We start from the raw sequence: 15,009 nt of genomic DNA, 5'->3' as shown, positions 1-15,009 counted from the left end.
ACCTCGCAAATCCAATTAAACACAATCTGATCATCACGTATTTCTTAACCAGACGTTTTTATAATCGATTTTACCCCATGCGTTTAACGAAATTCCTTGCAGCGTTTGATGATGTCCTACAATCTGCAGGCTATGATATAAGAACAATAAGCTGAAATTTCGTTTGAGCTCCTCATGTATGCTTATTAAATAACCCATTCTAATATCTGAATTCTCATACCGCAAACAATTCGAAATTTGTTGATTGATATTCATCTTGTCAACCGCACCCAGATGGTTCGTAATAAAACTGTTCTTTGACATATACATCTCAATAAGTGAAATATCGGGCTGTTCTCCGAGTACTTCCCCACTAAGGATCAAATCCGCTTTCATTATGATTTCGGGATTAGCTAGCTCTTCGAGCGAAAGCTTTACGATTTCTAGTGAAATGCCTAAATGCTTGTATACCCTTTGCAGCCATTTCGAAGTTTGATCATTCGCAGGCATTTCATAAGTATATAACGTAATGGTCTCGCCCTTATATCCTGACTCTTCAAGCAATGTTGTCGCTAGTTGCGTATCATAATCGTTATAGAAAGCCTTATCTGTATCCTCTAAATTAAAGCCAGTTGAAGGCTGGTGCCTAATCCCGCCTAATTCGTGGATCATTTGCTGCCGATCTATTCCGTAGTGCAAAGCCTGGCGAAACTTCATTTGCTGCGTGATGCCTTTTTTTGCTGTGTTGATGGTAATAAAAGTGCTGCCTTTCTCCAATTGGGCCAGCGCTGGCCTTAAACTCTCCTTGATTTGCGCTTCAAAATAAACCAGTTGATCTTCACCGTCTGATTGCAGCTTCTCTTGATTTTCCTCATAGTTTGGCCACACCCACATTTCAATGCGATCCAGATGAGGACAACCTTCCAAATAAAACTCATTGGCTTCTGCAACGAGCATAGACTCATTGTTTTTAGTAATCTTGAACGGTCCAGTCCCAATAGGCATGACGGCAAACTGCTCATCAGAACCAGTACCATCGAGCATTTCAGGCACAATGGAATAACGTTCCGTACAAAGAAAGTGAAGAAACAACGCGTTAGGCTCGTTTAGCTCAAAGGTAATGCTGTATTTGCTCGTTTCTTTTATTTCCTTAATCTTGGACGTTAACCACTCCGCAGGCGAGCTTGTGAGCAGTCTTTGAAAAGTAAATGCGACGTCTCGCGAGGTCATTATCTTATCATTGTGAAAACGAACGCCCTTGCGCAAAAAAAACGTCCAGCTCGTTTTCATAACGTTGCTTTCCCAGTAATGAGCAAGCTGAGGGTGGAATTTACCATCCTGATTTGAATATCTGACCAATGTATTAAAAACCTGCTCTATCCAATGCGTCTCCATGCGGCGACAGACGAAAGCAGGATCTAAGCGCAAGAGAGGACGATAAAAGGGAAACCTCAGTACATCCTTCTCCTCCATATCCCGCTTCACGCCAAACAATTCAGACAACCATGTCATAATTTCGGATTTCACAGCTGGATCCTGAAGCATCTCAAGCATGCTCCAAGCCTCGTTGATCTTCCCTTTCTCGACTAGCCCCTTCGCTTTGCCGAGTACGATATCACGGTATGAAACAAGAAATACGATTTGCGAGAGATTGCCGCGGCCACGACCGGGCAACCATTCGATATAGCTCTTTTCCATCATTTTTGTCAAAAGTATTTGTACATTTCTGCGTGTACAAGACAATATGTCGCAGATCCGTTCCATGGATAAAAAAATAGGCTCGCGTTCTGGGTTTGCTGGAAAAGTGTTTCTTAACCTGCAATAATATTCTTCCACATCCATCCTTAACACCACCTAGGAAACGAAGTCTCAGTTAGCCAGCTTCGTTGCTGTTTTCTCTCTAAGCCTTGTTACTGTAGGCAACAACTTCCTCATAGGATAACTGCCCGCCAAAAATATCAAGCGCACTGCCGATTGTAATATCCAGCTTGCCATTTGAAAGCTCATTAAATTGATCCATATCCGCAATCGACCTTGCCCCGCCGGCATAGGTTGTCGGAATCGTTACCCAATCAGCTAATGAACGAACGAGACTTTGCTGAATGCCGCTCTGCTTGCCTTCCACATCAACAGCATGAACAAGAAACTCATTGCAATATTGCTCAAGGAATGAGATGTTTTGTTGGTTAACAACGAACTCGCTGAATTGCTTCCATTGATTCGTCACAACAAACCATTGCCCGTCCTTCTCCTTGCAGCTTAGATCGATTACTAAACGGTCTTTCCCCACTTCAGCGACGATCTTCGCAAGATGATTCTCATTCAGCTGACCATCTTTAAAAATATATGAGGTCACAATAATATGCGATGCGCCCTTCTCCAAATAAAAAGCAGCGTTATCCGCAGTAATTCCACCACCAATTTGCAAGCCGCCGGGATATGCCGCAAGAGCCCGAACTGCCGCTTCCTCGTTTCCGCCGCCGAGCATAATCACGTGACCGCCCGTAAGCGCGTCTTTCTTGAACAGTTCTGCATAATAAGCAGAATCTTGTTTGGATACAAAGTTCTCTATAATTTCGGCATTCAACGTTTCACCGACAATTTGTTTCACTTTACCGTCATGCAAATCGATACAAGGTCTAAATTTCAATTTTCATTCCTCAATTCTGTATGTTGTAAGTATGACTATTCTCTTATATGAAAAATAACCTAATCCTCTATGTAAATCAACAATGCTGCGAAATCTTGATGGTTTTATTACTTAACGCTTCTCCACTATACGTGGTGCCTTTAATTCTATCGTTTCAATAAGCTCAGACAAGCTTCTATCTGCCATTGAAGGAATGAGTAAATCATAATCCATGAAAGCAAAATCCTTCGTCAGCTCGTTTGGAACGATCACTGTATGTAGTCCAGCTGCTTTAGCTGCCAAAAAGCCATTTAGAGAATCCTCAAATGAAATCGCTTCACTCGCTTCAACTCCAAGCTTCTGCAGCGCCAGCAAATACAGCTCCGGATTAGGTTTGACCCGTTCGACCTCATCAGCCGTACTGAAGCTGTCAAAATAATGATCCAATTGATGTTTAATCAAATATGGCTTTATCCAAGAAAGCTGAGAGCTGGATGCAAGACCAACTTTGAGATTCATTCGCTTCGCCTCATTCAAGTAGTCCATCACGCCTGGGCGAATATCAGCTGACTTAAGAAGCTCTGCATACACTTCTTTAAATTTTGCTTTAACAGCTGCTAAATCTATCGTTTCAGTTACACAATCGGCAATATAAGTATAAGGGTTAAATTGATCCAGCGACGTCCCTACACATTTGGCATACAGCGACACTGGCAGCTCTACTCCATACTCCTCATAAACTTGACGAAAAGCATAATAGGATGGCGTTTCCGTATCAATAATAAGACCGTCAAAATCAAAGACTAACGCTTTAATCAATCGACTCATCCTCTCTATAGTACATTCATTATCTATGCGATTCTTGTTTGATCGCGTAACTGCTTAAATATAGCTCTCTATTAGAAGTATCTGATTCGATGCTGGAAGAAATCTCTTTATGCATAATATCGATTAAATTCTCATTTTTATAGACGCAATGATGATCGTAACTATTGGCTTCATTCAGCATCATAGGCAGTGTGATTGGAATATTGGACACGATGCCGACATTGTTTTTATCCATAATCCATTCGAATGTTTTCCAATCTAAAATCCCTTCATCTGTTTTCTTAGGTGTCGCATATTCAAAGGAAGCCGGCACTTCTGCTATATACGCATACATGCCGCCAAAATCAAAGTTATCGCCAGACCAGGTAACTAATCCTTTAAAATGCAAATCGTAATGACGAATACCCGTTTCTTCTTCAATCTCTCTAATCATCGCTTCCCTCGGAGACTCCTGCGCTTCGAGCTTGCCGCCAATCCCATTCCAGCAGCCCATCCAGCTGGATTTCTCTCGATTAAGCAACAATATTTCATTTGCGCGTTTAATAAAACAAATATTATATTTCAGCATCATCGTTCTCCTATGTTCGTGTTCTTATATAAAATTTGTACTATTCCTACCTATCATCATAGCTATACTTTACCACATTGCTGTTTTAGAAGAGAACATGTCCACAAAATTAAGAAGATTTCCCAAAAAGCAAGAAAGCACTTTTCAGAAAATCTTCTTTGTCATCGTTTACTTCGGTTTATAGGAGAAGTTTGGATATTTGACAACAGGCCATTTCTCTTTGCGTAGGGCATCCATCAGTTCCGGACCGACATGCAAATTACTTTCAACCAGTTCACACGGAGTTAGCGCCATCCACTGGTTCAATGACACATCAACAAAGCGATCACTTTTGAACATCTCCAAAAACCAAAGTGATTGGCTGCCCGTATTTTGGATATAATGTCCATAAGCAAATGGTACGTATCCAACGTCACCTGCACGATAATCAAAGGTTCGAGCGACACCGTTTCCAGCAAACACGGTCATACGACCCTGTCCAGCAAGATAATATTGCCACTCATCGTTGTTTGGATGCCAGTGAAGCTCACGCATTCCTCCCGGAAGTATCTCTACGAGGGCGGCAGCAATCGTTTTCGAGATAGGAAAGTTCGAGGAATCCACAATCCGCACACTTCCGCCATGAGTTTTAAGTGGTGGCTGCGCCAACAAGCGATGTGTAAAAGGAGATGGAACCTCACCATATGGAGATTGCACCTTTTGGCTTTCAATCGACCCTGGCACCTTATCTTGATAAATATAAACCTGATCGGAAGGAATATGTTGAAAAGCACTTTCGGGAACGCCAAAATTTGCAGACAACACGTCTTTTGGCGTATGTGCAAACCAATCGGATATGGATAATGTATTCAAATCAGAGAAGGTGCCATCATCAAAAACAAGCAAAAATTCGCAGCCGCCCTCAAGCCCTTGAATGGAATGAGGGATGCCTGCTGGAAAATACCAAAGATCTCCTTCACCGATGTCAGCGATCATATTGCGTCCAGCTTGATCAACTGAAGTAATTCGCGCTTTACCAAGCAGCATATAAGCCCATTCGGCTTGCTGATGCCAGTGCATCTCTCGAACGCCGCCTGCTGTGAGACTCATATTGACTGCCGCGAGAGTTGTTGCAATCGGTAAGTCTCGAACGGTTACCTCGCGTGACCAGCCGCCTTTGTTTAATTGCATATGTGTATCAGAGAATGAAAATTTCAAATTAGGAAGCAAACCCGAATCGGTAACGGGGGGAACGAGCATGTTCGGGTTTTCAATATCACGCATAATATCACGCGGACCTTGGTCTATATTTCCTGTTCCATCGCTTGCTCGAATGGGCTGAGGGATAACTGTGCTGCTATTTGGATCTTGGGGATGATCCTCCATCATAGTCCTCCTCGACTTTAAAATAAGTGTAGTAGCTTTCATAACCTATACAGCTTATGATGGGAAAATGAGGAATATTCAAATTGTCAGCAGGCATAAGTCGTGCCAATAAAGGTGATCATGCAACGAGGGAGGAATTTATGATGATAAAAAAAGCAGTTACACTACTAACCCTTTTAATCATTTGTTCAAGTTGCAGCACGGGTAACACTTCAACATCTCCATCACCAACAATAAGTCCAAGTGACCAGCCAACGATTATGCCTAGCCCGAAACCGACTGACAAATCGACAGACAAGCCAGCGGAACAAAATGATCCGCTTAAACAAAAAATCGCCAACATGACTTTAGATGAGAAAATTGGCCAAATGGTGATTGTAGGTCTTGAAGGTACTTCAATGGACAAGCAGGCAAAAGAGCTGATTGAAAAATACCGCGTCGGCGGATTTATTTTGTATAAGGACAATATGAACGATGCCGCACAAATATTAAAACTGCTTAATCAGCTAAAAGAAACCAATCAAAAAAACCAAACACCTTTATGGCTAAGTGTCGATCAAGAGGGCGGAAAAGTGAATCGTATGCCCGAAGAGTACATTAAGCTTCCTCCCCCCGCTGAGGTTGGTAAAGCTGGCAATACCGATTACACATTTCAAATTGGACAAGCGCTTGGTGAAGAAGTTCGCTCCATCGGATTTAACATGGATTTTGCGCCTGTATTAGATATTAACAGCAACCCAAAAAATCCTGTCATCGGCAATCGATCCTATGGGTCGAGCGCAGAAGCAGTCATTACACATGGCCTAGAAACGATGAAAGCCATTCAATCTAAGCAAGTGGCTGCAGTCGTCAAGCATTTTCCAGGACACGGCGACACTTCAGTGGATTCTCATCTCGATCTGCCTGTCGTGAATAAATCCTTGGCAGAGCTGAAGGCATTTGAGCTGCTTCCATTCGTCGAAGCGATCCAGCAGGATACCGATGCGATTATGATTGCCCATTTGTTAATTCCGAAGATCGATAAAGACTACCCTGCTTCCCTTTCCAAAAAGATGATTTCGAAATTATTGCGCGAGGAACTCGGTTACGAAGGAGTCGTTATGACTGATGATATGACGATGGGCGGCATAACGGAGCATTTTGATGTTGGGAAAGCTGCAGTCACCTCGATTTTGGCTGGAAGTGATATCATCCTCATCGGACATGATTACAAAACGCAGCTATCCGTCCTCCAATCGCTCAAAAAAAATGCACGCGACGGCGTTATTTCAAGGGATATGCTGGATAAAAGCGTTTATCGCATTTTAAGCTTAAAAGAAAAGTATAAGCTTGAAGATAAAACACTACCTTCTATAGATGTAAAAGCTGTCAATCTTCAAATCAAAGCCGCTATTCAATCAAAATAAAGTGAATTGCAAAAGACAAATCTACCTAAACTTCGAATCGACTCTACCGTATAGGTTAAAACATCCATAAAAAAAGCTCAGACCTCGTTATGAGATCTGAGCCATATTTTATTTGAACGAATTACAAAGCAAGAATGTGATAACCGGCATCCACATGAAGAACTTCCCCTGTAATGCCTCTCGACAACTGGCTAAGCAAAAACATCGTTGCATCTCCAACTTCATCCTGATCTATATTGCGACGAAGCGGCGCTCTTTCTTCGATCGTGGACATAATGTCATTAAAGCCTGAAACGCCTTTTGCAGCAAGCGTCCGAATTGGACCTGCAGATACCGCGTTAACACGAATGCCATATTTGCCCAAATCCTCAGCAAGATACATTACACTGGCTTCAAGCGCAGCTTTCGCGACGCCCATAACATTATAGTTTTTTACCACTCGTTCTGCGCCGATATATGTTTGCGTAACGATGCTTCCGCCTTCGGTCATAAGCTTCTTCGCTTCACGCGCAACGGCAACTAACGAGTAGGAGCTGGAGTTTTGCGCAAGCAGATAACCTTCTCTTGTTGTGTCTACATATTCCCCTTGCAGCTCATCCTTCTCAGCAAACGCGACGGAATGAACTACGCCATGAATAACGCCAACCTTCTGCTCCAATTGCTTAAATGCCTCAATAACACTATTGTCATCAAGCACATCGCAGGAAACAGCTTCCAACGCTTCTATTTGATGCTGCTCGAGCAGTTTTTTGAGTTTTTCCAATGATCTTTCCTTACGGTAAGTGAAAACCAGCTTAGCACCTTGATTATGAAGTGATTTAGCTACTCCCCAAGCTATGCTGCGTTCATTGGCTACACCCATAATTACGATTACTTTGTTGTTCATTAAGTTAGACATGATGTTCCTCCCAGTTTCCTAAGTTCTTTTTCTTAAAATCGAATGTGCTTCACCTGCGTGATCACGCGGTCAAACGATCTTTTTAACGAGTTTCTTTGGTCGGGCAGCAATTGAATATTCGACAGCGCAGCGATATGCTCCACATTATCCATGATGGATGAATGATCCGTTTGCAGATGGTGACCAAACCTTTCATCCGAAAGAGCTGCCACACATCTCTTTATTTGCTGTATCGGCCAAGAGTTTTTCCGCTCTCCTCTGCCCCGAAGTCGTTTCATTAAAGTCTCTTCCGTTGCACACAGAGCATAGTGAATAATTTCCACTCCATCTCCCCGCAGGCGACCAATGATCTCCTCTAAATATTGCGGATTTACGACTGTCATCGGTACGATTATGATGCCATCATAGGTTTCATCGAGATGCTTCAGCATCGCATAATTAAAGTCACGCCACATCGGATTTTGTTGAAAATCACTCGTATGAGTTGAACGCGGCGTATTTTTACGAATAAAATAACCAACATTCTCTGGATCGTATACAAATGAATGTTCCGCTCTTTTATGCAGTTCATACGCAGTTTGTGTCTTCCCAGCGCCAAACGCGCCATTAATCCATATAATCATGACTGTCACCTCGACATCATTCTCATATCATTGTTCTATACTAACGATTCGCTTCGTCATATTCAACTTCTATTTCGAAATTGGCATACTTTTTTCTATTAAAGCTGCCTGTCGCTCATAGATAATATAATCTGTAAGTATCGGTTCTGCTCCAGCTTGCCTAAGCAATAAAGCGATTTGTCCACGGTGGTAGCTTCCATGCAAAACAACCTGCGTAAGGATATCGCTTATTTTTGTAGTAAACGGATTTCCTTTACTGTCTGAGTAATTACTTTCATTCCCATAGTCCGATTCAACCAGCTTGGAGAACAAAATTTCATAGTCCGCTTTATTTTGCTCAGCGAAACGTTCACATTGCTCTAAGGTATGCGTCGGCCAAATCGCCATCCCCGCACTATCTTCTCCATTAATACGGGTTAGCCATACCTTCTCGGCAGCAAGAACATGACTAAGCAAGCTTAATGACTTCTCCATAGGAATGTCACTCAATTTGAGCGCCATAATAACTTGAGCATTCGCCCATGCGATATGTTGGAAACACTTCACAAAATGGTTATGTAAATGCCCTTCATTAGATTTGCCAACTGTAACAATATGAAGCGGTATCGATAGTGTCGATGACAATGTGATTTCGAGATGCTGCCCAGGAACTAACTCATTTAAAATTTCAGGATAGATGATTCTAATTCGTTTCACTTTGCCGTTTTCGTTTAAAACATAAATAATATTTTTATGCTTGCTAACCATTTTGGCATGGATAATTTGGTAGTTTTTGTTGAATACATCCACGACGTATACTATAAAAAAAACAATCATTACAAAACCCATAAAGAAGAAAAAGAAACCTAGAACCTCAGGGCCATCATTCATATAAATGTTTATAAATTGAATAACGGCATTCATGCCAAGTACAAAACTTGTCAAAAGCCCCATATAGAAAGACTTCATCGGTTTAAGATTCATATGCTCAACCTCCTCCATGTTGTTGTCAACGTATAACTTATCCTATCTTTCGGACGACAAAAGTGATGCAATCACTGCTCAGCAAAATATCCCTTTCATTTCTAACGATTGCAAATTCCAACTGTTTGACATGGTGGTCAATAACTTCCCAGCTCGTATATGCTTTGCTTAACAAATGCTCCATCGCTTGTGTTTCCATATTTACTTCAATAAGAACTTCTAGACTTTCGCCGCTTCGTATATCTGTTTCGCGAATATTGGTGTTTATGATGATACAATTGATTCCATTATCTTTTGTACCCGCAGTCATATGATGCAGTGTATGACGCAACATCGCTTCAGTATTCACATGTTCCAACGAGGATACTGCTACAATATAATCATATTCTGTCTCTGAAATTGTAAAATTGCCTATATCGCTTGCAACCGGCTTTAGTAGATGATGCACGCCAAATTGCTCGCCATAACTCATTAGCTTACTAAGGGCTGACTCCAAGAGATCCACGCATACCACTTGTCCCTGAATATGATGTTCTTGCAATACCTTCGCTATCGGTATGCTATTTCTACCTACTCCGCAGCCTAAATCAAGAACAGATAGTGGGCCTGGTTGATCAAGTAAGTCAAGATTTTTCATAACCGTCAGCACAGGCTTATGCAGCCACGAGCCTTCCTCAAACAATTTATAATCATCATAGCAGGCTTCGTGATATTTTTTCTCTTCCTCTCTAATTCTCGCTACCCTCTCATCCATAAAATAACCCTCTCTCTTTTTATGTGGCGTACTGGGTAATATTGATAGGTATACTTAAATCCTGACATAACGATGAAGTGGAAGCAACAAAATTTTACAAAGGTATCGCATAATTAATGGGTATATAAAAAAAAAGGATTTGCTGACTCGCGCCGAGCAATCCCTTTAGATTTATTATGGCTCAATGGAAATGAGTGTAGGTCTTTCCCATTTTCGATGTTCATATTTAATATAATAATCATGATCCACTTCAATTAGTTTATAGATGCCTTTAGGAATTTGAATCATGTCTTGCTGTCCGCTCAAGTCCTGAATTTTGATGGCTGTTTCATGAACCTCAATCACTTTCACCTGTGCTCCTGTTACATTTGAGTAAGAATTCCATACCGCTAATGCAAACAAAAGCAATATGATCATTCCGATGGTAACAAGCCTATTAGTCTTTTTCATATCTACCTCCAAAATTAAGCTTGTTGATCCTCAGCAAGCATTTCTTTTATTATCTCAATATTTACTGCTGCTCTATGATTCAAGGACTTTTTGTCCTTTAGGTTTAACGATTTTAAATCATGACCCGGATCGATGATCAACGCACTCGACATAACGTCATCCAGAAGCTGAGCGGCTGATTTATACGCTTGATGAAGCAGCACGGTACTCGCTTTACTTCTAACTAGTTTAATTATTTCGATCATATTTTCAGCATACATCAGCTTTACGATACTATCGGACGACTTTACGTGACGATTAGCGAAAGACATAACATGCTCAACTATTATTGGATCTGGTTTGTTTTTGGCGATCGACAGCAGCTCAAGAACAGCGTCCCAGTTTCTAATGGACAGCTCACTGGCGTTTTTGGCAATCATAACATCGTACCATGCCGTTTCCGTTTCTTTTGCAATCTCGTAAGACTTGTACTCCTCTAACTCTCCCGCGCGATGCATTTGAAAATAATTGCCGTAGTAGGCAATGAATAACTCATGTGCACGACTATTCGTGTCTACCATTCTATCTCCACCTTCAAATTATACCTATAAACAAATGTCCAACTAGTATAGCAACTATACGATGATTACGATACCTCATTCTTGCTTCTTATCATTTATTGTTTTCTTCGTTTGTCCCAGCATGCGAAATTGCGACGGCGTAAGCCCCGTTACTTCCTTAAATTGATGGCTGAAATAATGTATGCTTTTGAAGCCGAGCCTTATCGAAAGCGACTCCATCTTCTCCCCTAGAAGAAGAGCCTGCTTCGCCCTCTTAATCCGTTCTCTAATAATAAAATGCTTCGGTGTAAGACCCGCTTCTTCCTTAAACAGTTTAGAGAAATGGATAGGATGATAGCCGCATAATGCAGCAAGCTCCGCTACCGACCAGTTGTAATCGGGCTGCAGCTGCATCGCTTGAATAGCAGGTTCTATTTTATGATTGGCATTAGCCGACAAACTGCCTTCCAGCATATGCCGATACATAACCGTGATTGCTTGGATCATTAAGGCACGCAGTGCCATGGTATACCCCGGCTGCTCCCCTTTGTACTCCTTAACCATACGCGTCCATATCGCTTCCAGCCCAGGCACTTCAAACAATGTGGGCATAAGAAGCTGGCTTGCCGTCCCGCACACAAGTACCGGGTTGTTAGAAACACCCTGAGGCGGCCATGAATTGAAAAACCGAATGCCAAGTCCAGGATGCACAGGCTCTGGAGAATCATGCTGCCAACTGAAATGAATGCTGTAAAAGTCCGTTTTCTCCGTTGCTTTCAAATAGGACTGACAATCAGGACCGTAGTACACGCATTCTCCAGGTCCGATCGTATAGGCCTGATTATTGATATATAGCTCGGCACAGCCCGTAATGACGTTCATGATTTGGCAGTCGGGAATGACTCGAACTCCCCAATTCTCCCCTGCTTCCGCCGTTTGTCTAACGGCGAAGTTGACTGTTGGCGCTATTTTCTCAAGCTCGATAGTAGACATATGCGCTCCTTTTCTCCACATTATAAGAAAAACACAAATGATTCATTGATTTAGGAAAATACAATGCTTCACGCTTTCATTATGATTAGGTTATCAACAATCATAATCAAGCTTGAGGAGAGGTGCAAGAGTATGTTGAATGCTGCACAGTTAGCTGAATTCGAGAAAAATGGTTTTTTGAAAGGCGATGTGGTCTTAAACGATGCTGAGGTTGAACGTTTACGCGAGGAACTAGATTTGGTTATGGAAGGAAAAGCGGTCAAGAAACCAATTCTTAACCACAATATGCGAGAGGAAGAAGCTGACTCTTTATACAAAGGCATGAAGATGAGCGTCAGTGAAAAGGTAGTCCAAATCGTAAATATATGGATGGCTAGCGATGCTTATTTGCAGCATGCCGGACATTCGGTCATTTGCGAAGAGATCGCACAATTATGCAAAACCGATACCCTTCGTGTCTGGCATGATCAGATCCAGTATAAACCACCGGTAACGGGTGGACCGACACCATGGCATCAGGATCATCCGCTGTGGCCGGTTATTCAGCCAGCTGACCTCGTCAGTGCATGGGTTGCCCTTGACGATGCAGTCATCGAAAACGGCTGCATGTGGATGGTACCCGGCAGTCATAGATGGGGCGATCACCAGAAATATCTCGCAAGTACGCCTGACTTTATGCCTTTTCATCGCAAGCCCGAGTTGCTGCCTCAAGGCGCAGTCGTTGAAGCTGTACCGTTCGAGATTAAGAAAGGGCAGGTCGGCTACCATCACAGCCTCACTTGGCATGGCAGCCCGCACAACCGTTCCGAGCTTAAACGTAGAGCTATCGCTGTTCATTACATGCCTGGCCACACCATCTATTCGCCAACAAGCAATCATCCCATGGTGCCTTATGTAACGGTAAATGAAGGAGATATTTTATCAGGCGAGCACTTCCCTGTTGTTTATAGCGCAGCTGCTGCAATGAAATAATGTACTGATAATTAAAAAATATATCTAAAATGTTAAAAGCGAATTTTCATTCTATTAGGAATGAAAGTTCGCCTTTTTTATGCTTTTCTATATGTAAGCTAATTCAATCGTATTCATAGTCAAATCATTTTTTTTGCAATTTGGCTGTCTTTGCTGGGTTTTTTAGTAAAAAGAGATTTTTCTCCTATCCAAAGTCCTAGAATATCTTCCAAAATCAATGTAAAAATGATAATAATACCTTACACAATTCAATGAAAAAGCCTTTATCCATGCGGCATAAGCGTCATTTTATAATCGTTTTAATCCTTTATTTGTGATATTCAATCAAAAGTTTGATTAAATGCTCCAAAATACACTCATAATTGTCGCGAAAATGTAGTACACTGAGTTCAGCGACAAAGACATTATACATTTGTCCCCCCTAAACACCCGTAATGACCTCCTAAAATGATTTAGCCATTCATCAATCTAGAGCCAATTGCCCTTTTGAACAGCGCAGAATACACAAACTAAACTGGATATGAACTCTTCAGAGTTTATATATACAATCTCTATGAACAGGAGGTTTGTTCCCGCACGTTTGCTCAAATGCAACACGAAACGAATAAGCGTTGGTCATACCAGCTCTTAGACGTGACGGCAATTCCATCTTCCCCAAATTTGAAGGAGGCTACTGCATTGTCAACTATTCGTTCATCACATTTTAAGGTAAAACATCTTCGTACTTACATTGGCATTCTGCTTATTACTGCTCTAGGATTGACGCTGTTCTCACAACAGCTTTTTGCACATGGTTATGTTGAAGGGCCTGCCAGCCGTGCTGCACTTTGTAAATCTGGTCAAAATACTGATTGTGGTCCAATCGTTTATGAGCCTCAAAGCCTTGAAGCACCTAAGGGTTTCCCCGCAGCAGGTCCTGCTGACGGTAAAATAGCTAGCGCTAATGGCGCTTTCCCTAAACTTGATGAGCAATCCGCTACTCGCTGGTCGAAAGTGAATATGTCTTCCGGTCCAAATACATTTACTTGGAAGCTGACTGCTAATCATGCAACAGCTAGCTGGAAATACTATATAACGAAACCAAATTGGAATCCAAATGCTGCACTAACTCGGGACTCCTTTGATTTAACGCCATTCTGTTCTGTAAATTATGGCGGCACGCAGCCTCCATTCTCCTATTCGAACAGCTGCAACGTACCTGAACGCAGCGGATATCATATCATTTTGGCGGTTTGGGAAGTCGCTGACACACCGAACGCTTTCTACAATGTCATTGATGCAAACTTCAGCGGCAGCAACCCTGTTGATACGCAAGCACCTACAGCACCTTCCGCTTTAACGACTACAGCGAAAACAACGAACAGCGTGTCCTTGGCATGGAATGCTTCGACGGACAATGTAAGCGTTACCGGATACCGGATATATAACGGCAGCACTTTAACTGGTTCCGTTTCTGGAACAACTCTTGCTTACAATGTAACGGGATTAGCTGCGAATACAGCTTACACATTCAGCGTCAAAGCAATCGACAATGCTGGCAATGAATCGAGTGCAAGCAACTCGCTGTCAGTTACAACAAACGCTCCAGTCGGCAATGATACACAAGCGCCAACTGCACCAGGCGCCCTTCATGTAATGGGTGCGCCAACATCCAGCAGCTTAATGCTTATGTGGAACCCATCGACTGATAATGTAGGGGTATCAGGTTACCGCATTTATAACGGAACAACGTTAGTTACAACAGTAGCCGGCACTGCAACTTTCTACACGGTTACAGGACTTAGCGCAAGCACAGCTTATACATTTAATGTTCAAGCGATCGATGCTGCCGGCAATGTTTCCGCTGCAAGCACAGTTACTGGAACAACTGCTGCCGCTTCCTCGGCTGCACCTTGGGCAGCCAATACAGCATACACAACAGGTACACTTGTTTCGTACAATGGCTCCACATACGAGTGTCGTCAATCTCATACCTCGCTTGTAGGCTGGGAACCTTCCAATGTTCCTTCGCTATGGCTTTTGAAATAATTCAGGCTGCTCTA

Annotated in this window: 15 protein-coding genes; 3 read left to right on the top strand and 12 right to left on the bottom strand. The window is 42.3% G+C overall.

The features are described from left to right. Nucleotides 1-33 precede the first annotated feature (33 nt). From AC0VYE_RS16570 to AC0VYE_RS16550, 5 genes are all read right to left on the bottom strand, one after another. Entirely contained in the window at nucleotides 34-1,821 is a 1,788-nt protein-coding gene (locus AC0VYE_RS16570; RefSeq protein WP_475449239.1) for an ABC transporter substrate-binding protein, read from the bottom strand. Between the two features lie 58 nt (nucleotides 1,822-1,879). Continuing rightward, nucleotides 1,880-2,629: a phosphoribosylformimino-5-aminoimidazole carboxamide ribotide isomerase gene (gene hisA, locus AC0VYE_RS16565; protein WP_475449237.1), complete on the bottom strand. Its 750-nt coding sequence runs from the start codon at nucleotides 2,627-2,629 to the stop codon at nucleotides 1,880-1,882. A gap of 111 nt (nucleotides 2,630-2,740) precedes the next feature. Beyond that, entirely contained in the window at nucleotides 2,741-3,427 is a 687-nt protein-coding gene (locus tag AC0VYE_RS16560; protein ID WP_475449235.1) for an HAD family hydrolase, read from the bottom strand. Nucleotides 3,428-3,455: 28 nt separating this feature from the next. After that, entirely contained in the window at nucleotides 3,456-4,007 is a 552-nt protein-coding gene (locus AC0VYE_RS16555; protein ID WP_305953896.1) for an NUDIX hydrolase, read from the bottom strand. Between the two features lie 165 nt (nucleotides 4,008-4,172). Next, on the bottom strand, nucleotides 4,173-5,372 hold the full coding sequence (locus AC0VYE_RS16550; RefSeq protein ID WP_475449232.1) for an oxalate decarboxylase family bicupin: 1,200 nt from the start codon (nucleotides 5,370-5,372) through the stop codon (nucleotides 4,173-4,175). Nucleotides 5,373-5,509: 137 nt separating this feature from the next. Here AC0VYE_RS16550 and nagZ point away from each other — a divergent pair, with 137 nt between their 5' ends. Beyond that, entirely contained in the window at nucleotides 5,510-6,775 is a 1,266-nt protein-coding gene (gene nagZ, locus AC0VYE_RS16545; protein ID WP_475449230.1) for a beta-N-acetylhexosaminidase, read from the top strand. A gap of 121 nt (nucleotides 6,776-6,896) precedes the next feature. Here nagZ and fabI read toward each other — a convergent pair whose 3' ends face one another. From fabI to AC0VYE_RS16510, 7 genes are all read right to left on the bottom strand, one after another. Then, the gene (fabI, locus tag AC0VYE_RS16540; protein ID WP_076269326.1) at nucleotides 6,897-7,673 is read right to left on the bottom strand and encodes an enoyl-ACP reductase FabI; all 777 of its coding nucleotides are present in this window, start codon (nucleotides 7,671-7,673) and stop codon (nucleotides 6,897-6,899) included. 32 nt (nucleotides 7,674-7,705) lie between these two features. After that, on the bottom strand, nucleotides 7,706-8,296 hold the full coding sequence (locus AC0VYE_RS16535; protein WP_475449228.1) for an AAA family ATPase: 591 nt from the start codon (nucleotides 8,294-8,296) through the stop codon (nucleotides 7,706-7,708). Between the two features lie 69 nt (nucleotides 8,297-8,365). Next, entirely contained in the window at nucleotides 8,366-9,259 is an 894-nt protein-coding gene (locus AC0VYE_RS16530; protein WP_475449226.1) for a DinB family protein, read from the bottom strand. Nucleotides 9,260-9,296: 37 nt separating this feature from the next. Beyond that, nucleotides 9,297-10,013: a class I SAM-dependent methyltransferase gene (locus tag AC0VYE_RS16525; RefSeq protein WP_475449224.1), complete on the bottom strand. Its 717-nt coding sequence runs from the start codon at nucleotides 10,011-10,013 to the stop codon at nucleotides 9,297-9,299. A 174-nt stretch (nucleotides 10,014-10,187) separates the two neighbouring features. Next, nucleotides 10,188-10,463 (bottom strand): hypothetical protein, encoded by a 276-nt coding sequence (locus tag AC0VYE_RS16520; RefSeq protein WP_076269323.1) that lies wholly within the window; start codon nucleotides 10,461-10,463, stop codon nucleotides 10,188-10,190. A gap of 14 nt (nucleotides 10,464-10,477) precedes the next feature. Beyond that, a complete protein-coding gene (locus tag AC0VYE_RS16515) occupies nucleotides 10,478-11,023 on the bottom strand; it encodes a hypothetical protein (protein WP_475449222.1) in 546 nt (181 codons plus the stop codon). A gap of 75 nt (nucleotides 11,024-11,098) precedes the next feature. Further along, entirely contained in the window at nucleotides 11,099-11,995 is an 897-nt protein-coding gene (locus tag AC0VYE_RS16510; RefSeq protein WP_475449220.1) for an AraC family transcriptional regulator, read from the bottom strand. A gap of 132 nt (nucleotides 11,996-12,127) precedes the next feature. Here AC0VYE_RS16510 and AC0VYE_RS16505 point away from each other — a divergent pair, with 132 nt between their 5' ends. Further along, nucleotides 12,128-12,967: a phytanoyl-CoA dioxygenase family protein gene (locus AC0VYE_RS16505; RefSeq protein ID WP_475449218.1), complete on the top strand. Its 840-nt coding sequence runs from the start codon at nucleotides 12,128-12,130 to the stop codon at nucleotides 12,965-12,967. A gap of 678 nt (nucleotides 12,968-13,645) precedes the next feature. Then, entirely contained in the window at nucleotides 13,646-14,995 is a 1,350-nt protein-coding gene (locus AC0VYE_RS16500; protein WP_076269394.1) for a lytic polysaccharide monooxygenase, read from the top strand. Nucleotides 14,996-15,009 lie beyond the last annotated feature (14 nt).

The organism is Pristimantibacillus sp. Z349TD_6 (assembly GCF_056173205.1).
The sequence above is the reverse complement of the archived record's forward strand: the minus strand, read 5'-3'. Positions and strand labels throughout refer to the sequence as shown.

Coding starts and splice junctions, on each gene's coding strand:
- AC0VYE_RS16570 (WP_475449239.1), bottom strand. CDS start 1,821: ATGGATGTGGAAGAATATTATTGCAGGTTAAGAAACACTTTTCCAGCA.
- AC0VYE_RS16555 (WP_305953896.1), bottom strand. CDS start 4,007: ATGATGCTGAAATATAATATTTGTTTTATTAAACGCGCAAATGAAATA.
- AC0VYE_RS16550 (WP_475449232.1), bottom strand. CDS start 5,372: ATGATGGAGGATCATCCCCAAGATCCAAATAGCAGCACAGTTATCCCT.
- nagZ (WP_475449230.1), top strand. CDS start 5,510: ATGATGATAAAAAAAGCAGTTACACTACTAACCCTTTTAATCATTTGT.
- fabI (WP_076269326.1), bottom strand. CDS start 7,673: ATGTCTAACTTAATGAACAACAAAGTAATCGTAATTATGGGTGTAGCC.
- AC0VYE_RS16535 (WP_475449228.1), bottom strand. CDS start 8,296: ATGATTATATGGATTAATGGCGCGTTTGGCGCTGGGAAGACACAAACT.
- AC0VYE_RS16530 (WP_475449226.1), bottom strand. CDS start 9,259: ATGAATCTTAAACCGATGAAGTCTTTCTATATGGGGCTTTTGACAAGT.
- AC0VYE_RS16525 (WP_475449224.1), bottom strand. CDS start 10,013: ATGGATGAGAGGGTAGCGAGAATTAGAGAGGAAGAGAAAAAATATCAC.
- AC0VYE_RS16520 (WP_076269323.1), bottom strand. CDS start 10,463: ATGAAAAAGACTAATAGGCTTGTTACCATCGGAATGATCATATTGCTT.
- AC0VYE_RS16515 (WP_475449222.1), bottom strand. CDS start 11,023: ATGGTAGACACGAATAGTCGTGCACATGAGTTATTCATTGCCTACTAC.
- AC0VYE_RS16510 (WP_475449220.1), bottom strand. CDS start 11,995: ATGTCTACTATCGAGCTTGAGAAAATAGCGCCAACAGTCAACTTCGCC.
- AC0VYE_RS16505 (WP_475449218.1), top strand. CDS start 12,128: ATGTTGAATGCTGCACAGTTAGCTGAATTCGAGAAAAATGGTTTTTTG.